Source organism: Sphingopyxis fribergensis, from assembly GCF_000803645.1.
Classification (GTDB): Bacteria; Pseudomonadota; Alphaproteobacteria; order Sphingomonadales; family Sphingomonadaceae; genus Sphingopyxis; species Sphingopyxis fribergensis.
On sequence record NZ_CP009122.1, the window covers coordinates 3165781 to 3185387 of the forward strand.

Here is a 19607-nt window from a genome sequence, read left to right on the forward strand (position 1 = left end):
TGTCTCCCCCGCTCATGCCCCGAGCGCCTGAACAGCCGCACGAAACACATCGCCGCGCTGCTCATAATCCTTGAACTGGTCGAACGACGCGCAGGCCGGCGACAGCAGGACGATATCGCCCGGCTTCGCTGCCGCGGCGGCTTGTTTGACAGCCGTTGCGATGTCGCCCGAGCGCTCGACCCGAATCGCATCGCCGATCTCGGCCGCGAACGGCTCCATCGCCTCGCCGATCAGATAGGCCTTTTTTACATGGCCGAACCATGGACGACACGCCGCGAGGCCGTCGCCCTTGGCCTTGCCGCCCGCAATCCAGTGCAGACGCTGGTCCGGCGCTGGCGGAAATGCCGCCAGCGCCGGTGCAGCGGAAGCCGCATTGGTAGCCTTGCTGTCATTGAACCAGCTGACCCCCCCGACTTCGCCGACCAATTCCATTCGGTGCGGCAGCGACTTGTAGGTCGCGAGACCGCGTTCAATCTGTTCGTCATTCAGCCCCAGCACGCGGCACACCGCGATCGCGCACACGGCGTTCTGCGCATTGTGCGGCCCCTGCAAGGCCGGCCAGCGCGCTTGGTCAACCGGGTCGATATCCTTGCCCGACACGCGGTGGAGGCGGTGGTTGATGCGACTCGCGATCATCTTCGACGGATCGTCGTCGACCGCGACGATCGCGACCTGATCGCGATGCTGCAGGCCGAACAAGCGCGCCTTTGACGCTGCGTAACCGGCGAAACCGTCATAGCGGTCGAGGTGGTCGGGGCTAAGGTTGGTGAGCACCGCGACATCGCAAGCGAGACTGTGCGACAGGTCGATCTGATAACTCGAAAGTTCGAGGACATAGACACCGCCTTCCGGCAGCGGGTCGCGGCTGAGGATCGGCAGGCCGATGTTTCCGCCCATCAACGTCGGCACGCCGGCGCTTTCCAGCATGTGCGTGATCAGCGCCGTCACCGTCGACTTGCCGTTGGTGCCGGTGATGCCGACCACCTTGTGCGGCGGCAGGTCGCCGCGCGCCTCGGCGAAGAGTTCGACATCGCCGATCACCGGCACATGCGCCTCGCGCGCATGCGCGGCGATCGGATGGCGGTTCAGCGGCACGCCGGGCGAGACGACGACGCCCGCAAAGCCGATCAGGTCGATTTCGAGCGGATTGCCGATATCGGCGCCGAGCGCCATCGCGTCGTCGCGGGCTTCCTCGCGGTCGTCCCACGCCGTGACGCCCGCGCCGCTGGCGACGAGCGCCTCGACGGTCGCCAGACCCGAGCGCGCCAGTCCCAGCACCGCATAGCGGCGGCCGGCAAAGACGCGCGAGGAAATCACCGCAGTTTCAAGGTCGCGAGTCCGGCGAGCGCGAGGACGATCGAGACGATCCAGAAGCGGATGACGACGGTGGATTCAGGCCAGCCCAATTGTTCGAAATGATGATGGATCGGCGCCATGCGGAACACGCGCTTGCCGGTGCGCTTGTACCAGAAGACCTGGATGATCACCGACAGTGCCTCGACCACGAACAGCCCCCCGATGAGGACGAGTACCAATTCGTGCTGCGCGGTCACCGCGATGGTCGCAAGCGCGCCGCCGAGGGCAAGGCTGCCGGTGTCGCCCATGAAGACGGCGGCAGGCGGCGCGTTGAACCAGAGGAAAGCGAGGCAGGCGCCGATAATCGCGGCGGCGAAAATGGCTAGCTCACCCGCCCCCGGAACATGCGGGATCCCCAGATATTCGGCGAATTTCACATTGCCCGACAAATAAACGATGACGAGCATCGCCATGCTGGCGATGATCACCGGGAAGGTCGCGAGCCCGTCGAGCCCATCGGTAAGGTTCACGGCATTGCCGAAACCGACGATCAGCACCATCGCAAAAACATAATAAAGTGGCCCGAGCTCGAGCACGATCCCGCTGAAAAAGGGCAGATACAGGTCGGTGCCGGTGCGCGACACGATCAGGAAAACCGCGACAGCCGCGATCACGAATTCGACGAGCAAGCGGACGCGGCCGGGAATGCCCCGGTGACTTGACTTGGTTACCTTGTCGAAATCGTCGAGGAAACCGACGATGGCAAAACCGCCGGTCACGAACAGGCATGCCCAGACAAAACGGTTCGACAGGTCCATCCAGAGCAGCGCGGAGATCATCAGCGAAATGAGGATCATCAGGCCGCCCATCGTCGGCGTGCCCTTTTTAGCCAGATGACTTTGCGGGCCGTCTTCTCGGATCGGCTGCCCCTTGCCCTGTCGCATGCGCAGCATCAGGATGAAGCGCGGCCCGATCCACAGCCCGATGATCAGCGCGGTGGCGACCGCGGCGCCCGAGCGAAAGCTCAAATAGCGAATGAGGTTCAGCACCCCCGGAAAGCCTAGCCATTCCGCCAGCCAATATAGCATCAATAGTCCCCGTTGGTCAGCGCCGTCACGACATGCGACAGGCCGACGCTGTTCGACCCCTTGACCAGCACGGCGTCGCCCGGACGGATCAGGTCCTTCAGCCGCCCTACCGCGGCCGAGTGGGCGGGCACATGCTCGAAATCGATGCGGCCCTCAAGCGCTTTGGCGAGCGGCGCCATCTCTTCGCCGACAAGCAGGGCGAATTGCACCCCGGCCGCGACGAGCGGAGCCGCGAGGGCGGCGTGATAGTCATCGCTGCCCGGTCCAAGCTCGCGCATCGCGCCGAGAATCGCGATGCGACGGTCGCCGGATTCGCTGCCGAACTGGCCAATCGTCGCGGCCATCGAGGCGGGGTTGGCGTTATAGCTTTCGTCGATGACGAGGATATGGCCGCCGCCGAACGGGACGCGGTGGCGCGCGCCGCGGCCCGTAAGGCCCGCCATTTCCGCAAACGCCAGTCCCGCCGCGGGGAGGTCACCACCGACAGCCTTCACCGCCGCGAGCACGGCGAGCGAATTGGACACCCAATGCGCGCCCGCTTGCGCGATGGTGAAGCAGAGCAGCGATTCCTGCACCTGCGCTGTGACGAGCGAGCCCCCCTTGCCATCGGACAGCCAATCGACCGCGCGGACATCGGCACCGGCGCCCAGGCCGAAGCTGACAACGTGCGCGGCGTGCTTTTCGGCTTTGGCGCGGAGGCACGCATAATGCGGGCTGTCGAACGGGACGATCGCGGTGCCGCCGGGTTCGAGGCCTTCGAAGATCTCGCCCTTCGCATCGGCGATCGCTTCTTCACTGCCGAAAAATTCCATATGCGCGGGGGCGATGGTGGTGACGATGGCGACGTGGGGGCGCACCATCCGCGTCAGTTCGGCCAGTTCGCCGGCGTGATTCATCCCCATTTCGAACACGCCATAATCGGCAGTCGACGGCATGCGCGCGAGACTCAATGGCACGCCGACATGGTTGTTATAGCTTTTGACCGAGCGGTGCGCCTTGCCGGGACGGAAGCGATCGAGCGCCGCGAACAGCGCTTCTTTCGTTCCGGTCTTTCCTGCCGAGCCGGTCACGCCGATGATGCGGCCATGGCTTCGCGCACGCGACGCGGTGCCAAGTGCGTTCAGCGCCGCGGCGCTGTCGGCGACGCGGACGTGCGGATGATCGATAGCACTTTCGCAGACGATGCCCGCGGCGCCCGCGGCGATGGCCTTGTCGATGAACGCGTGGCCATCGGCGACCTCGCCCTTCATCGCGACAAACAGGTCGCCGTTCGTCACTTCGCGCGAATCGAAAGCGACGCCCTGGACGGTGAAGTCAGCGCTCGCCTCGCCGCCGGTGGCGGCTGCGATAGCGCGGGCTGTCCAGAGCGGGTTCATGCCGCCTCCTCGCGCGCTACCGTCACATCGTCGAAGGGGACGACGCGCATATCATCGCCGCGGCCGATAATCTGACCCTGTTCGTGGCCCTTGCCCGCGATGCAGATGATGTCGTCCGCGCGCGCTTCGGCAATCGCCGCGGCGATCGCGGCGCGGCGGTCGCCGATGACTTTTGCCGCCGGAGCGGCGGCGGCGATCGCAGCACGAATGACGGCAGGGTCTTCGCCGCGCGGGTTGTCGTCGGTAATGATCAGCACATCGGCTTTTGCAGTGGCAATTCGGCCCATCTCCGGCCGCTTTGCCTGATCGCGGTCGCCGCCAGCGCCGAAAACGAGGATCAGGCGGCCGGTCGCGTGGGGGCGCAATGCATCGAGCGCCGCCTCTATCGCGTCGGGGGTATGAGCATAGTCGACATAGACCGGCGCGCCAGCTTTGGTAATAGCGGCACGTTCCAGCCGACCACGCACCGGCTGGAGCCTTGCAAGATTGCCAAGCGTTTGCGCGACATCGCCGCCTGTCGCGATCACAAGGCCCGCCGACACGAGCGCGTTGGCGACCTGATAGGCGCCGATCAGCGGCAGTTCGACCTTCTGCACCAGATCGCCCGCCGCGATGACAAGCGACTGGCCGAGCTGCGTCGGTTCGCGCGAGACGAGGCGGAGCGTTTCGCCATTCGCGCCAACGGTGAGCAGTCGAACGTTCCGGGCCTTTACGGCGTCGATGACGGCGGCCGAATAGGCGTCGTCGGCCCACACTACAGCGGCACCGTCGGGCTCGACGACTTCGGAAAACAGCCGCAGCTTGGCCGCCAGATAGGCGTCCATCGTGCCATGATAGTCGAGATGATCGTGGCTGAGATTGGTGAAGGCGGCAGCCTTCACTGGCAGGCCCTCGGTGCGATATTGGTCGAGGCCGTGGCTTGACGCTTCGAATGCGGCGTGGGTGATGCCTTCGGCGGCAAGGCCCGACATGTTCGACAGGAAGGTCACGATGTCGGGCGTCGTGAGGCCCGTCGAGGCGCTGTCTTGCGACGTCGTGATGCCGAGCGTGCCGATCGATGCAGCGTTGAATCCCGCCATCCGCCACAGCTGCCGCGTCATTTCGACGGTCGAGGTCTTGCCGTTGGTGCCCGTCACCGCGACGCAGATCGCGGGAAAGCGGTGGAAGAAGCGCGCCGCGATACGCGCGAAGGCGCGGCGGGGATTGGCGTCGGCGATATGCACTGCGCCCTCCACCTTCGCCTGGGGCCGCGCGACGACGGCAATCGCGCCCTCTTCGACTGCGGCCGCAATAAAATCCTCGCCGTTGAATTTTTCGCCGACGAAAGCGCCGAAGACCGTTCCTGGCGCCACCTTGCGATGGTCGATGGCGAGGCCGGTCACGACCGGATCGGTGCCCACAAGCCCTTGATCTTCGAGCAGCGCGGACAGGCGCATTATTCGGTTTCCCCGTTTCTCCACAGCAGCGGTGTCAGTTCGGACACATCGACGTCGCGGCTTTCGTCGGGGAAGACGCCCAGCATCGGCCCGGCGCGGGTGACGACCTTGCGCACCACGGGCGCGGCGGTCCAGCCGGCCGTGCGCTGCCCCGAACTATAGGCGTTGCCCTTTGGCTCGTCTATCATGACGAGCACGACATAGCGCGGATTGTCCATCGGGAATGCGGCGGCGAAGGTCGACACGAGCGAATGGCGGCGATAGCCGCCCACGCCCGGCTTTTCGGCGCTGCCCGTCTTGCCGCCGACGCGAAATCCCGCCGCGTCGGCCTGCTTCCCGGTGCCGTCGGAAACGATCAGGCGCAGCAATTGCCGCATCCGGGCGCTGGTCGACGCCTTGAAGACACGGCGGCCCTGCGGCGGCGCCTTGTCGCCGAGCTTCATCAGCGTCGCCGGACGCCAGATTCCGCCGTTGACGAGCGCGGCATAAGCACTCGCAAGATGCAGCGGCGTGACCGCGATACCATGGCCATAGCTGGCCGTCATCGTGGTGACCCGGCCCCAGTTTTTCGGCCACAAGGGAAAGGCGCGTTCCTTCAGCTCGATGTGCGGCCGCCCGTCGAATTCGAGGTTGCGGAACAGCTCCTCCATCTTTTCGCGGCCCAGTTGGTCGCCGATCTGCGCGGTCACGATGTTCGAGCTGTGGATCAGCGTCTCGGGGACGTTGAGCCAGCGGTTCATCATGTGCGAATCGCGGATGCGAAAGCCGGCGATCGCCAGCGGCTTGGTCGCATCATAGCGCTTTGCCATGCTGGTAACGACGCCATTGTCGATCGCAGCGCCGATCGACAGGGGTTTGAAGGTCGAGCCGAGCTCGTAAAGATTATAGGTCACGGCGTTGCGGCGCGTCGCGGGATCGCTGCCGGTCAGCTTGTTCGGGTTGTAGGTCGGCAGCGAGGTCATCGCAGCGACTTCGCCGGTGTAGACGTCGAGGATGATCCCCGCACCGCCGATCGCCTCCAAATTTGTGACCGCCGCGCTCAGCTCGCTTTCGAGCACGCCCTGAACGCGCGCGTCGATCGACAGCGCAAGCGGCTGCCCGCGGGTCGCCTTGTCGATCAGGCGCTGGTCGAATGCGCCCTCGACCCCGGTGACGCCATGACCCTCGGCATTGGTAAAGCCGAGCACATGCGCCGCGAGCGTCGACTGCGGATAGAGACGTTCCTTTTCCCGCGGAAAGTCGAAGCCGACGTCGCCGATCGCATTCACCGCGGCGACCTGATCGGGCAAAGCGCGGCGGCGGATATAGGTCGGGCGCGATCCGCTGACCTTGCCCAGCAATTCCTCGCGCGACATGTCGGGGAAAATCTTGTGCAGTTCGTCGGCCAGATACTGCCGGTTATTGAGCAGCTTCGATGGAACGACGCGGATCGAATAGCCGTCGATCGTGCGCGCGAGCGGCACGCCGTTGCGATCGACGATGTCGGCACGCGCCGGAACGAAGGCCGATGCCGGAGCGCGGCCCGACGCGGTATCGAAAAGCGCGAAATAGACGAGCCGCACCGACACAACGAAAAATGCCGCCATGAACAGCAGCATCAGGATCATCAAACGCTGTTGTGCGGTCAGCAATATCTGCTGCCGCACCCCGGCGGTTCGAACGCGCGTTGGACGGACGACCAGCGTATTCATCGGCCGGACTTGCCTCCTGCCGCTTCGACCGCGGCCGCGCGCTTGAGGTCGGCGAGCGTCGATTCGGCGAGCAACTGGTCTTCGATCATCTTGAGCTGTTCGCGGCGGCGCGTCGGCGCCATCCGCGGCGGCGTGTCGCTGCGGATCGCAGTGTCGGCCTGGGCAAGGACGACGGGCTTGGCGGTGACCGGCTTCACCGCTGCGGGCTTGCCGACGACCGGGCTTTCTTTTGGTGCGCTGACGGCAGGCGTACCGACCGGCGACACCATCGCCATCAGCACCGGCGCAACCTCGTTCGCGCCGCGCGCGCGCGGCAGCCGGTCGAGCGACGCGAGCTGGCGTTCGCTTTCCAGATATTGGCCGGCGTCGGGCGCCGAATAGCCGAAGGTATCGGCATTCCACTGTTCGAGCTGGCGCATCGAGGCGCGGACCGCGAGTTCGGATTCGAGATAGCGGATATTGTCGCGCGTGCGGTCGATCTGCTTTTCGATGCGCGTCAGCTCGCTGCGCGTCGCCGCGACTTTCAGCGACACGGGATAGAGCATCATCGCAAAGATGAGCACGAGCAGGACCAGGCCGATTCCCTGGAGCTTGCGGGCCGCCATCAGCATGACATCGCCTCCTTGATCGAATGGGCCGGAGCTGCGGTCCGGATCGCACTACGCAGCGTTGCCGAGCGGGCGCGCGGGTTGCGTGCCTCTTCGGCCTTGCCCGGCCGCACCTTGCGCGCCGGGGTTTCGAAAGTTGCGGCCCGCGCCAGAGGGGTAGGCGCGGGCCGGTGACGCGAACCCGCGGCATCGCCACCGCTCCGTTCGCGCAGGAAGTTCTTCACGATGCGGTCCTCGGTGCTGTGGAAGCTGACGACGGCAAGCCGGCCGCCGGGACGCAACAGCCGTTCGGCGGCGTTGAGGCCGGCCATCAGCTCGTCGAGCTCGCTATTGATGTGGATGCGGATCGCCTGGAAGCTCTTGGTCGACGGATCCTTGGGCGCGCCCGGCGGATGGCGCAGCGCCTTGCGGATCACCGTCGCCAGCTCTCCGGTGCGGGTAAGCGGCCGCGCCGCGACGATCGCGCGCGCGACGCGGCGCGACTGGCGCTCGTCGCCATAATGAAAGAGCACGTCGGCGATAACATGCTCGTCGGCGCTGTTCAGCCAGTCGGCGGCGCTTTCGCCCTCCTGCGCCATCCGCATGTCGAGCGGGCCGTCCTTCTGGAACGAGAAGCCGCGCTCGCCCTGGTCGAGCTGCATCGACGACACGCCGATGTCGAAGGTGATGCCGTCGACCGCGTCGATTCCGCGCTCCGCGAGAAGCCGGTCGATCTGGCTGAAACGGCCGTGGATCAACGTCAGCTTGCCACCGGCCTCCTCGACCAGCGCCTGCCCTCCGGCAATCGCATCGGGGTCGCGGTCGCAGGCGATGACATCCGCGCCCGCAGCGAGCATCGCGCGAGTGTAGCCGCCGGCGCCGAAGGTCGCGTCGACATGACGCTCGCCGGGGGCAATGGCGAGCGCGGCGAGGACTTCATCGCGAAGGACCGGATCATGGCGGGGATCGCGCGGCAGGTTGGTCACTTGCGCCCCTTCCCTTTGGCGGCATCCCACGATGCCGCGAGGCGCTGGAGCACCGGGTCGGCATCGGCACATTCGGCAAGCGCGGGCAGCCACCAGATTTCGAGGCGGCGGCCCGACCCCACAAAAGCCGTCGCGCCGGCATCGCCGACGCGGTCGCGGTGAATGAAGCTGGGCAGGAAGCGACCGCTGTCGTCGAGCGTATAGGGCTCGGTATAGCTGAAGCGCTTCTTGAACTCGGCATCCTCGTCGAAGTCGAGGTTGCGCTGCCGCGCGGTGTCGCGGTCGCGTTCGATCTCGCCGTTCAGCCGGTCATACTGGTCCTGGCCATAAGCGACGAGGCACGGCAGTTTTTCGTGGAAACCGACCCATAGCACGCGCTGGCCGTCCGCAATGAGGGGCACATTGTTGCGGAACTGCGAGGGGACGGCGATCCGCCCCTTGCCATCGATCGCGGCGAAACTGGTGCCCGCATACTGGCCGGGCGTCACAATTGCCATCGCTCTGCCCCCCGTATCGCGCCACCGGGCAAAACTTCCCCGTCCCCGGAATCGCAGGATTCCAGCTATTTCGGCGCGGGTGGAGAATGCCCCTCTCCGATTCTGTGAGTATCAACTATAGATCGGGGTGAAAAGGGGTAATTTAGGGTAGATTAGGGAATCTAAGCCCCATTTGCCGCAAAAACGGCTCTGAATTGGGTAAATACCCGTCCTACGGCGCACAGCGGCACCGAGAAGCATGCTTCGATCGGGGTGAATTGGGGCGAATAGGCCCGACTCAGCTGGTTCGGGCGCGAATCCACAGCGGGCGGAGTCGGCCATATCCCGTGTGGGGCCACAGGCGAGCGGATAGCCATTCCATCGTGTCGGCTTGTCGCAGATGATGCGCCCCCGGAACGAGCGGACGCCATAGCGGTGTAAAGAGCAGGTCGGCGTCGCCGATTAGCCAAACGTCGCCCTGCCCTATTTGGCACTGGGCAGCGCGCCGACGGGCATAAGCGCGGCATTGCGGCGGCAAGCGGTCAAAGCGCCCCGCACTGAACAGGCGCAGGCGCGCGCCATCGACATCGACCGGCAGCGCCTTATCCTCGGCGGCGGGCGCGGCGGCCAACGTCACACCCCAATGGTCGAGCAGCGGCGTCAGCAAACTCGTCACCGGCGGATTGCGAGGATCGCCGAGTGGATGGCGCACGGGCCAACCCGACAGCGCATCGGCGAGCACGACCGCATGCCCACCACCACGAACGAACGCATCGATCGCGACCAGTTCCTGCGGCGCCAACGCGCGGGGATGGGCGATCAGCAGCGTTCCGCCCGACGATGGCACATGATCGGCGAGGCTGTCGACCAGCGACACCGGCCCTGCCGCCGCCAGCCGCGCGAGCGCGGGATCGTCATTGGTGCCCTCGGCAATCATCGCCGCGATGTCATGACTCGCCGACCAGCGCAGCGGCAGGCCGGTGAGAATGGTGACGGCGGGCGCATCGGCCGAAACCGGCGCGGGCCTGTAGAGGGCCGCAAGCAACGCGTGCCCCGCCCCGAACCAGCCGATCACGAGCATCGATCCGGCAAACCACGGCAGGATACGGGACCGGCCGCGCCACTGGATGACCAGGTCGGCGAGCCAAGCCGCGACACCCCCAGCGACGATCGTCAGGAGCAGGGACAACCATCCCGCCGATCCCGCCAGGACGATCGCGAGCAAGCCTTGCATGACTGCCAGCAGCGCGAGAGTGAGAAGGCCAATGCGCCACCGCAGCGCGATGGGCTCACCGCGCTGCCACCGGGCGAGAAACAGCATCGGCGGCCCGAGCAGCGGGATCGCCAACGCCGGATCAACACGGCCGAGCAGCGCCTGCCCGCCCGCGACCCACGCCAGCGCAGCTATCGTGGCGGCAATTGCAAAAGCGCGCAGCAAATGCCGGCGCGATAAAGGCTTCACTGTTTCGACTGGCGCGCGCGCTGAAGTGCGGGGTCGGGCTCGAGGTCGGGCACGGTCGACGACGACGGTGCGGCCTGCGGCACCTTCACCGGCGTCGCGGCATTTTCATCTTTCGACGAGGGCGACACCGCTTGGACGCCGAGTTCCTCCAACGGCGCGCCGCTGGTTTTCTCTTCGTCACCCGGCATCTTGACCTCGGCAGAGGCCGCCGCGTCGCTGGCGGCGCTTTGGCGTGCGCGATCGCCGATCAGCCCCGCCATGCCGACCAGCAACAGCACCGTTAGCACCCCTGCAATGCCGATCTGCAGGCGCCGCATCGTGTCGTTGACGGGCGCCGTTGTCGGCGGTGGCGGCGGTTCCTTGGGGGCCGAGGGAATGTCGATCCGCACGCTCATGTGGGGCCCCCCAGTCCTTTGCTCGCCAGCCATTCGGGATTGTAGAGCGTCGAGAGATAGCGAAACCCGCTGTCGCAGAGCATGGTTGCGATGCGCTTGCCCGGACCCAATTGCCGCGCGAGCGCCATCGCGCCAGCGACGTTGATCCCCGACGACAGGCCAAGGCACAGCCCCTCCTCGTCAAGCAACTGGCGGACCACCGCGAGACCCTCGGCATCCGAGATGCGGAACTGCGTGTCGATCGGCGCGCCGTCGAGATTGGCGGTGATCCGGTTCTGGCCGATCCCCTCGGCGACGCTGCTGCCTTCGGGCTTCAACTCGCCGCATTGATAGTAATTATAGAGTCCGGCTCCGTGCGGATCGGTGAGCGCGACGACGATGTCGGCCCGCTTCGCCTTGAGGCCCAACCCGGTGCCCGCGATCGTCCCTCCGGTGCCCGCCGCGCAGGTGAAGCCGTCGATACGGCCGTCCATCTGGTCCCAGATTTCCTCCGCGGTGCCAAAGATATGCGCTTTGCGGTTCGCGATATTGTCGAACTGGTTGGCCCAGATCGCATTGTCGGTTTCCTCGGCGATGCGGCGCGAAGTGTGGACGAAATGGCCGGGGTTCGCGAAGGGCGCGGGCGGGACGAGCACAAGCTCGGCACCGAGCGCACGGATCGTCGCCATTTTTTCGGCGCTCTGGTTGTCGGGCATGACGATGATCGTCTTGTAGCCGAGCGCATTGCCGACGAGCGCCAGGCCGATGCCGGTGTTGCCCGCGGTCCCCTCGACAATCGTGCCGCCGGGGCGAAGGCTGCCGTTCGCTTCGGCATCGCGGACGATATAGAGCGCGGCGCGGTCCTTCACCGATCCGCCGGGGTTCGCATATTCGCACTTGCCCCAGATTTCGCAGCCGGTGGCTTCGCTCGGCCCTTTCAGTAGCACCAACGGGGTGTTGCCGATGAGGTCGAGGCTGTTTGCAGCAATAGTCATAAGCCTGATCTAGGGCGCCGCCTCGCCCCTCGCAAGACAGCTTCGTTTTGCCCCTCCCATGTCCGCCTTTGTCGACCAACGGGGCATGAGCGCCGACCAACGCCCATTCATGAGCATGCGAAGGGCTTGTCACTGTAACAGTATATCATTACTGCGGCCCCATCGGTTCTCCATAAAACAGGACTCTCCCCTTATGCGTTTGCTTTGCTCCGCCGGATTTACCTTCGCACTCTTCCTCGCCGTCCCGGCTTTTGCACAGGACCGCGCCGCCGCGGGCAGCGACGATGATGTGCACACCGGCGAGCCGATCATCGTCACCGCACCCTATGTCCGCAGCCTCGACATCCTCGGCAATGTATCGGTGCTCGAAGGCGACGAGCTGGCGCGCGACATTCGCGGGCAGATCGGCGACACGCTGACGCGGCAACCGGGCGTATCGGCGACCAGCTTCTCCCCCGGCGCGTCGCGCCCCGTCCTGCGCGGCTTTTCGGGCGAGCGCGTCAAGGTCCTGACCGACGGCATCGGATCGATCGACGCCTCGAATACCTCGGCCGACCATGCGGTGACGATCGATCCGCTGACCGTCGAACGCATCGAAATCCTGCGCGGCCCCGCGGTGCTGCTGTTCGGCAGCCAGGCGATCGGCGGCGCGGTCAACCTGTTCGACCGTCGCATTCCCAGAAAAGTCCCCGCCGACCATGTCCATATCGATGCGATCGGCGGCTATGCGACTGCGGCGAACGACCGCAATATCGGCAGCTCGATCGACGTCGCGCTGAGCCCGCAGATCGTCGCGCACCTCGACGGCAGCTGGCGCAAGACCGGCGACGTCCGCACCGGCGGCTTCGTCTATGCCCCCGATATTCGCGGCGACCTGCTCCACCTTGCCGAGCATGAGGTCGAGGAAGGCCATCTCGACGAAGCCGACGAACTGACCGCACAGGCAGGAAAGCGCGGCAAGGTCGACAATACGCAGAGCGAAACCTGGACCGCAGGCGGCGGGATTTCGTTGATCAACGACGGCGGCCAGCTCGGCATTTCGGTCGGCTACTTCGACACCAATTACGGCGTGCCCGACCGGCCGAACACTGCGCATGATCATGGCGGCGAGGAAGAAGAGGGCGGCCACGACCATGGCGAAGGCCCCGTCACGATCGGCATGAAGCAATGGCGCGCCGACCTGCGCAGCGAAGTCGAGCTGGGCGACGGCTTCTTCGACAAGCTGCGCATCCGCGCGGGCTTTGCCGACTACAAGCACACCGAGTTCGAGGGCGACGAAGTCGGCACCGTCTTCACCAACCAGGGCATCGAAGGCCGCCTCGAGCTGGCGCAGAACGACCGCGGCGGCTGGCGCGGCGCGAGCGGCGTGCAATATAGTCACCGCGACTTCGACGCGATCGGCGCCGAGGCGTTCGTGCCGCGCAACCTGACCGACCAGCTCGCGCTTTTCACGCTGCAGGAATATACGATGGGCCCGCTCGGGCTCGAAGCTGCGGCGCGTTATGAAAAAACCAATGTGCGCGCGCAAACAGTCGGTTTCGAACGCAATTTCGACAGCTTCTCGGGCGCGCTCGGGGCGACTTATGATATCTTCGGGGGCGCGAAATTCGGCGTTTCGGTATCGCGCGCGGTGCGTGCGCCGTCGGCCGAAGAGTTGCTGTCGAACGGTCCGCACATCGCAACGCAGAGCTTCGAGCTGGGCGACCCGAATTTGAAGCGCGAATCCAACTGGGGCGCCGAAGCCTCGTTCAAGTTCAAATCCGACGCGTTCAACCTCAGCCTGACCGGCTATTCGAACTGGTTCGACAATTTCATCTATTCGGCTGCGACCGGCGCGGAACAGGATGAACTGCCCGTCTTCCAATATTTCCAGCGCGATGCCCGCGTCTATGGCTTCGAGGCTGAGGCGAGTGCGCGCCTGGCGCAGATCGGCGGGTTCAACATCGTCGGCGATGTCACCGCGGACATGACGCGCGCGAAGATCAAGAATGCGGGGCTCGACCGCAACGTCCCGCGCATCCCGCCGCTCCGCGTGCTTGGCGGGCTCGAAGCGCAGGGCGAACGCGTCGATGCGCGCGTCGAGGTCGAATGGACCGACGACCAGACGCGCACCGCACAGTTCGAGACGCCCACCGATGGCTTCACCCTGGTCAACGCCTCGCTCAGCTGGAAGCCGCTTCCTAATAGTAAGAATCTGACGCTCAGCCTGTCGGCGAACAATATCTTCGACGTCGAAGCGCGCCGCCACGCCAGCTTCACCAAGGATTATGTGCCGCTGGCCGGCCGCGATTTCCGGCTGACAGCCCGGGCGAGCTTCTAACCCCTCTCTCCGCTCGTCCCGGCGGCCGGGTTCGGTTCATCCGGACCCGGCCTGTCGCGGTTCAGAAGGGAAGCAGCTTGCGCTTGTTCCAATAGATCGAGGTCGCGGCGGCATAAGCGCCGACCTTTTCCCAGGCGGTGCCATCGACCTTTTCAATGTCGACGCCGCTCTCGATATAGGCCTGAACGATCTTCATGATCTGATTTTCGGTCATGTCGCCAGACAAATCGGGGTTTGCGCCGCTCGGGCCGAAATCGAGCGCCTTGTCGACCACCGCCGGCGCGAGATCGAGCTTTCCGATATCCGCCGCAAGCCATTCGCGCGAAATGCGCGCAAGGCTGTAGTCGAAATAAATGCCCTTCTGCTCGGCGGTGATGCCGTGACGCGTCACGCACGCGTCAGTCACCGTCCCCAGATCTTTGAACAGGGCCTCGCGCGAAGCTGTATCGCCGCCACCCGCCATCGCGTCGCCGATCGATGCCCGCGTCTCACTCGGGATCGACGCGACGACGCAATCGAACTTCTCGCCTTCCTGCGCCGATGCGGTGCCCGGCAAAGCCGAAGCCGCCAGCACTGCCGCAGCCATCAAAGTCCTGAACATCGGCGAATCCTTCTACGCTCGAGAGATCGACCCTCAGGACAGCATGGCCATCCCGCCGTTCACATGCAACGTCTGGCCGGTGACATAGCCCGCCTCTTTCGACGCAAGATAAACGACGGCGGCAGCAATATCGCTGCCCTCGCCCATCCGGCCGGCCGGAATGCGCTGGTTGAGTGCTGCCTTCTGCGCGTCGGGCAGATCGTCGGTCATCGCTGTGGCGATGAAGCCCGGCGCGACGCAGTTTGCGGTGACGCCGCGGCTAGCGAGTTCCTGAGCGAGCGCCTTGGTCATGCCGGTAACGCCTGCCTTCGACGCGGCATAATTCGCCTGCCCCGGATTGCCCGTCGCGCCGACGACGCTGGTGATCGAAATGATGCGCCCGAAGCGCGCCTTCATCATCGGCTTGGCGGCGGCGCGCGCGAGGCGGAAATTGGCCTCGAGGTTGATACGGATGACGTCCATCCACTCCTCGTCCTTCATCCGCATGATGAGGTTGTCGCGCGTTACCCCCGCGTTGTTGACGAGGATATCGAGCTGGCCGAGCGCCTCGACCGCTGAAGGCACAAGTGCATCGACCGCAGCGGCATCGCCGAGGTTGCAGGGGAGAGCGACATGATCGCCGCCGAGCGTATCGCGAAAGGCATTGAGCTTTTCGGCGTTGGAACCCGACACCGCGAGCCGCGCGCCCTGTGCAGCGAGCGCCCGCGCAATGGCCGAACCGATGCCGCCCGAAGCGCCGGTGACGAGGGCGGTCATGCCGGTGAGATCGAACATCTGAGTTTCTCCTGAAATCTTTGAATTAGAGCGTCTTGAGCAGTGCTTCGATGTCGTCCATCGAAATGACACTAACCGTCTCGATTTCGCCCGCCGCGCTGCGCTTCACCATCGGCGAGAGCACCTTACCGCCGAATTCGACGAACTGCTGGACGCCGATGCCTTCCATCGCGCCAACGCTTTCGCGCCAGCGGACGCGGCCGGTGACTTGCTGGACCAGCAGGTCGCGGATCGTGTCGGGGTCGCTGACGGGACTTGCAGTGACGTTGGCGACCACGGGGATCAGCGGCGCGACGGGCGGATTGGCGCCGAGCGCCTCGGCCATCGCATCGGCGGCGGGCTGCATCAGCGGGCAGTGGAAGGGTGCCGACACCGGCAGCAACACTCCGCGCTTGATGCCATAATCCTTGACCAGGGCGACCGCGCGCTCGACCGCGCCCTTGTGGCCTGAGATCACGACCTGCGAGGGGTCATTGTCATTGGCGACGGTGCAGATTTCACCTTCGGCCGCAGCGTCGGCAAGCTTCTGCGCGGTGTCGATGTCGGCGCCGAGCAACGCCGCCATCGCGCCGACGCCGACCGGCACCGCCGCCTGCATCGCCTGCCCGCGCGTCTTGAGCAGCCGCGCCGTGGTCGCCAGGTCGAACGATCCCGCGGCGCAGAGCGCGCTATATTCGCCGAGGCTGTGGCCCGCGACATAATCGGCCTTCGCTGGCAGCGTCACGCCGCCTTCCTTTTCGAGCACGCGCAGCGTTGCGATCGCATTCGCCATGATTGCGGGCTGGGCGTTTTCGGTGAGGACCAGCTGATCCTCGGGCCCTTCGCTCATCAGCTGGAACAACTTTTGCCCGAGCGCGTCGTCGACTTCCTGAAACACTTCGCGCGCGACCGGCGAAGCATCGGCGAGCGCCTTGCCCATGCCGACGGCCTGGCTGCCCTGACCCGGAAAAATAAATGCGCGCATGATGCGTCCCTTCGCATGTTTTTGAATTGGCCCGCGCCTATTCCTTCACCCCGCGCGATGCAAGCCGAAGGGCACGACCTTGTTGTTCGCGTCATGGCCGATGTCGGCACGGCCGAGCCACGGGATGCCGGCGCGCGCGCACCAGCCATGGGCGATGTCCTCCGCCTCCATACCAAAGGGGCGGTCGTTTTCGCGAATATCGCTGACACGCCCCAGGCGCAGCCCTGCCAGCCCGCGCGGGCCGAGATAGGTTGCAACATGAAAGAAGGCGCGGTCGAATGCATAGAGATACTCGCTGACCTCCTCGACGAGCAGGACATGGCCCGAGAGGTCGGGTTCGAGCGGGGTGCCGAGCAGCATCGACAGCGTCATCAGGTTGAACGCGGCGTGGCGCGCGCCGTGCTGCAAACCCGGCTCGCACGCCCCCGGATCGCGCGCGACGAGCCAGTCGAGCGCCCGCAGCGCCGCGGCATCGCCGCCCTCGCGCCGGATATCGGCGACCATCGGGCCGTGCGCGACATGGTCGAACCCCTCGCGATAGAGCGCGCCGAGCAGATTGCCCTGATCCGAATAGCCAAGAAACGCCTTGCCCCGCGCGCCATCGGTCATCGCGGCGACTGCATCCTCGGCGATGCGACATGCGCCATAACCGCCGCGCGCGAACCAGACTGCGTCGATGTCGGAGCGGTTCGCCATTTCGACGAGCGCGGCGAAACGATGCCCGTCCTCCCCTGCGAAATGGCCGTGCGTCGCGAAACATTGCGGGTCGAAAACGAGCTCGACGTCGGGGTAACCGAGGCTCGCGAGCGCACGCACCGCCTCGGCATCGTCGGGCAGGATCGGGGTCGAGGGAGCTACTATTCCGATGCGCATGGAGCGACCTTTAAATCCGTTCGTGTCGAGCGAAGTCGAGACACCCATCGCCGAAGCGCCCAGCCGAGGGGCATCTCGACTTCGCTCGATGCGAACGGGAAAGAGAGTGCCGCTCTGGTTGCAAACCCTTCATCAAAGCCATATCGCGCCGCGATGGCCGAAAACAAATCCTATTTCTTCTGCGGCATCGGCGGGTCGGGCATGTTGCCGCTCGCGATGATCGTCGCGGCGCGCGGCGCGGCGGTTTCGGGCTCCGATCGCAGCCGCGACCAGGGCCGGACACCCGAGAAATTCGCCTGGCTCGAAAGCCAGGGCATCGCTTTCTATCCGCAGGACGGCAGCGGGCCGCAGGCGGGCCAGATTCTCGTCGCCTCGGCGGCGATCGAGGACAGCGTACCCGATATCGCCGCCGCCAACGCGCTCGGCCTCGCCCGCATGGCGCGCGCCGACCTCAACGCCGCGCTGTTCAACGACGCCGAAAGCGCAATCGGCGTCGGCGGCACGAGCGGCAAGTCGACCGTCACCGGGATGATCGGCTGGATCCTGGAAAATACCGGCCGCAAGCCGACGGTGATGAACGGCGCCGTGATGCGCAATTTCTCGGGCGAAGACCGGCCGTTTGCTAGCGCGCTGGTCGGCGATGCCGCCATTTATGTCAGCGAGGTCGACGAGAGCGACGGTTCGATCGCACTCTATCGCCCCGATGTCGCGGTCGTCACCAACATCAGCCTCGACCACAAGAGCCTTGAAGAACTGCACCGGCTATTCGGCGATTTTGCCGCGAAAGCACGCGTCGCCGTGGTCAACGCCGACGATCCCGAATCCGCCCCGTTGATGCGCGGCGGCAATGTCCTGAGCTTTGGCTTCGGGGACGCTGCGGCGGTGCGCGGCAGCGATTTCGAGGCCCTCGCCGACGGTTGCCGCTTTGCAGCGAACGTCGACAGCTACCGGTACGAGATACGCCTTCGCATGCCCGGGCGCCACAACGCCGCCAACGCCCTCGCTGCGATCGCCGCCGCACGCGCGGTCGATATCCCGGTTGCCGAAGCGGTCAACGCCCTGGCCAGCTTTGCGGGCCTGGCGCGCCGTTACGAGGTGCTGGGCCAAGCGAACGGCATCACCGTCATCGACGATTTCGCGCACAACCCCGACAAGGTCGCCGCGACGCTTGCCGCCGTTGCTGAATTGCCGGGGCGTGCTTTGCTGTTCTTCCAGCCGCACGGCTATGGCCCGCTCCGCCAGATGGGCAAGGAACTCGCCGCGAGCTTTGTGGCCGGGATGCGGCCCGACGACAAGCTGTTCGTCTGCGATCCCGTCTATTTCGGCGGCACCGTCGACCGCAGCATCGGCAGCGAAGCGCTAGTCGCCGATATCGTCGCGGGCGGTGGCGACGCCGTGCATCTGACGACCCGTACCAACTGCGGCGCCGCGATGATTGACGAAGCGAAACCAGGCGATCGCATCCTGATCCTCGGCGCGCGCGACGACACGCTCACCGAATTCGGTCGCGAACTCTTGGAAAAGCTGGCCGTCCGCGCTTGATTTCCTCCCGCGAATCTGTATAGGCCGCCGCTTCGGGGCGAGGCCACGTGCCATTCGCCCCGTTTGTTTTGCACCAATTCGCGAAGCAGAGACGACAGCCGGAGGGGTTTCGCGATTGGCGCGAAACCAGCGATCGGCCAAATCGAAGGAAGCGCACCATGCCGTTTTACGAGCATGTTTTTATCGCGCGTCAGGACCTGAGCCAGGCTCAGGTCGACGCGCTGGCGGAAACCGTCACCAACGTCATCGGCGAATTTAAGGGCACGGTTCACAAGACCGAGACCTGGGGCCTGAAGCAGCTCGCCTACAAGATCCAGAAGAACCGCAAGGGTCATTATGTGATGTTGTCGGCTGAAGTCGCAGGCGAAGCCATTGCAGAGATCGAGCGTCAGGCTGCGATCAACGAAGATATCATCCGCTGGCTCACCATCAAGGTCGACGAACTCGAAAAGGGTCCGTCGGTGATGATGCGCAAGCAGGAACGTCGTGGCGGCCGCGGCGGTCGTGACCGCGACGGCGAAGAATAAGGATAACGATCATGGCACGACCCTTTTTCCGCCGCCGCAAGACCTGCCCCTTCAGCCAGAAGGACGCACCGGTCATCGATTACAAGGACGTCCGTCTGCTCCAGGGTTACCTGTCGGAGCGTGGCAAGATCGTCCCGTCGCGGATCACCGCGGTGTCCACCAAGAAGCAGCGTGAGCTGGCGAAAGCGATCAAGCGCTCGCGCCACATCGGCCTGCTCCCCTACATTGTGAAGTAAGGA

General features: G+C 65.3%; 19 protein-coding genes. 4 read left to right on the forward strand and 15 right to left on the reverse strand.

What is annotated here, in order from left to right; all coding sequences use genetic code 11:
- Positions 1-12: 12 nt before the first annotated feature.
- The 11 genes from murD to SKP52_RS14700 form a co-directional block, all read right to left on the reverse strand.
- Entirely contained in the window at positions 13-1317 is a 1305-nt protein-coding gene (murD, locus tag SKP52_RS14650) for a UDP-N-acetylmuramoyl-L-alanine--D-glutamate ligase (protein WP_039575905.1), read from the reverse strand.
- Entirely contained in the window at positions 1314-2384 is a 1071-nt protein-coding gene (gene mraY / locus SKP52_RS14655) for a phospho-N-acetylmuramoyl-pentapeptide-transferase (protein WP_039575908.1), read from the reverse strand. Before mraY ends, murD begins: the two co-directional genes overlap by 4 nt.
- On the reverse strand, positions 2384-3760 hold the full coding sequence (locus SKP52_RS14660) for a UDP-N-acetylmuramoyl-tripeptide--D-alanyl-D-alanine ligase (protein WP_039575909.1): 1377 nt from the start codon (positions 3758-3760) through the stop codon (positions 2384-2386). Before SKP52_RS14660 ends, mraY begins: the two co-directional genes overlap by 1 nt.
- On the reverse strand, positions 3757-5196 hold the full coding sequence (locus tag SKP52_RS14665; protein ID WP_039575912.1) for a UDP-N-acetylmuramoyl-L-alanyl-D-glutamate--2,6-diaminopimelate ligase: 1440 nt from the start codon (positions 5194-5196) through the stop codon (positions 3757-3759). The genes SKP52_RS14660 and SKP52_RS14665 overlap by 4 nt, the downstream gene beginning before the upstream one ends.
- Complete coding sequence (locus SKP52_RS14670) at positions 5196-6887, reverse strand: peptidoglycan D,D-transpeptidase FtsI family protein (protein ID WP_039575914.1); 1692 nt, start codon at positions 6885-6887, stop codon at positions 5196-5198. The genes SKP52_RS14665 and SKP52_RS14670 overlap by 1 nt, the downstream gene beginning before the upstream one ends.
- Positions 6884-7498, reverse strand: coding sequence for a hypothetical protein (locus SKP52_RS14675; protein ID WP_052208343.1), 615 nt, complete (start codon positions 7496-7498; stop codon positions 6884-6886). The genes SKP52_RS14670 and SKP52_RS14675 overlap by 4 nt, the downstream gene beginning before the upstream one ends.
- Positions 7492-8460 (reverse strand): 16S rRNA (cytosine(1402)-N(4))-methyltransferase RsmH, encoded by a 969-nt coding sequence (gene rsmH / locus SKP52_RS14680; RefSeq protein WP_039575917.1) that lies wholly within the window; start codon positions 8458-8460, stop codon positions 7492-7494. The genes SKP52_RS14675 and rsmH overlap by 7 nt, the downstream gene beginning before the upstream one ends.
- Positions 8457-8957, reverse strand: coding sequence for a division/cell wall cluster transcriptional repressor MraZ (locus tag SKP52_RS14685; protein ID WP_039575919.1), 501 nt, complete (start codon positions 8955-8957; stop codon positions 8457-8459). The genes rsmH and SKP52_RS14685 overlap by 4 nt, the downstream gene beginning before the upstream one ends.
- Positions 8958-9234: 277 nt before the next feature.
- A complete protein-coding gene (locus SKP52_RS14690) occupies positions 9235-10374 on the reverse strand; it encodes a Gldg family protein (protein ID WP_081997390.1) in 1140 nt (379 codons plus the stop codon).
- A 20-nt stretch (positions 10375-10394) separates the two neighbouring features.
- Complete coding sequence (locus SKP52_RS14695) at positions 10395-10793, reverse strand: hypothetical protein (protein WP_039575923.1); 399 nt, start codon at positions 10791-10793, stop codon at positions 10395-10397.
- Complete coding sequence (locus SKP52_RS14700) at positions 10790-11767, reverse strand: cysteine synthase A (RefSeq protein WP_039575925.1); 978 nt, start codon at positions 11765-11767, stop codon at positions 10790-10792. Before SKP52_RS14700 ends, SKP52_RS14695 begins: the two co-directional genes overlap by 4 nt.
- 193 nt (positions 11768-11960) lie before the next feature.
- Between SKP52_RS14700 and SKP52_RS14705 the strand changes: the two genes are divergently transcribed.
- Complete coding sequence (locus SKP52_RS14705; protein ID WP_039575927.1) at positions 11961-14087, forward strand: TonB-dependent receptor; 2127 nt, start codon at positions 11961-11963, stop codon at positions 14085-14087.
- A 61-nt stretch (positions 14088-14148) separates the two neighbouring features.
- Here the strand turns inward: SKP52_RS14705 and SKP52_RS14710 are convergent, their stop codons facing one another.
- Genes SKP52_RS14710 through SKP52_RS14725 form a run of 4 tightly spaced genes read right to left on the reverse strand, consistent with a single transcriptional unit; the run spans position 14149 to position 17299 of the window.
- Complete coding sequence (locus tag SKP52_RS14710; RefSeq protein WP_148309140.1) at positions 14149-14688, reverse strand: hypothetical protein; 540 nt, start codon at positions 14686-14688, stop codon at positions 14149-14151.
- 33 nt (positions 14689-14721) lie between these two features.
- Positions 14722-15462, reverse strand: a complete 741-nt coding sequence (fabG, locus tag SKP52_RS14715; RefSeq protein WP_039575931.1) for a 3-oxoacyl-[acyl-carrier-protein] reductase — start codon at positions 15460-15462, stop codon at positions 14722-14724.
- Between the two features lie 25 nt (positions 15463-15487).
- Positions 15488-16426: an ACP S-malonyltransferase gene (fabD, locus tag SKP52_RS14720; protein WP_039575933.1), complete on the reverse strand. Its 939-nt coding sequence runs from the start codon at positions 16424-16426 to the stop codon at positions 15488-15490.
- Positions 16427-16471: 45 nt separating this feature from the next.
- Positions 16472-17299 carry an LD-carboxypeptidase gene (locus SKP52_RS14725; protein WP_039581168.1) on the reverse strand — a complete coding sequence of 276 codons (828 nt, stop codon included), beginning with the start codon at positions 17297-17299 and terminating at the stop codon, positions 16472-16474.
- A gap of 153 nt (positions 17300-17452) precedes the next feature.
- Between SKP52_RS14725 and SKP52_RS14730 the strand changes: the two genes are divergently transcribed.
- The 3 genes from SKP52_RS14730 to rpsR all read left to right on the forward strand — a co-directional run bounded on the left by SKP52_RS14730 (position 17453) and on the right by rpsR (position 19604).
- The gene (locus SKP52_RS14730; protein WP_039575935.1) at positions 17453-18841 is read left to right on the forward strand and encodes a Mur ligase family protein; all 1389 of its coding nucleotides are present in this window, start codon (positions 17453-17455) and stop codon (positions 18839-18841) included.
- A 158-nt stretch (positions 18842-18999) separates the two neighbouring features.
- Positions 19000-19368, forward strand: a complete 369-nt coding sequence (rpsF, locus tag SKP52_RS14735; RefSeq protein ID WP_039575938.1) for a 30S ribosomal protein S6 — start codon at positions 19000-19002, stop codon at positions 19366-19368.
- 11 nt (positions 19369-19379) lie between these two features.
- Positions 19380-19604, forward strand: coding sequence for a 30S ribosomal protein S18 (gene rpsR, locus SKP52_RS14740; protein WP_037517582.1), 225 nt, complete (start codon positions 19380-19382; stop codon positions 19602-19604).
- The last annotated feature ends 3 nt before the right edge of the window (positions 19605-19607 follow it).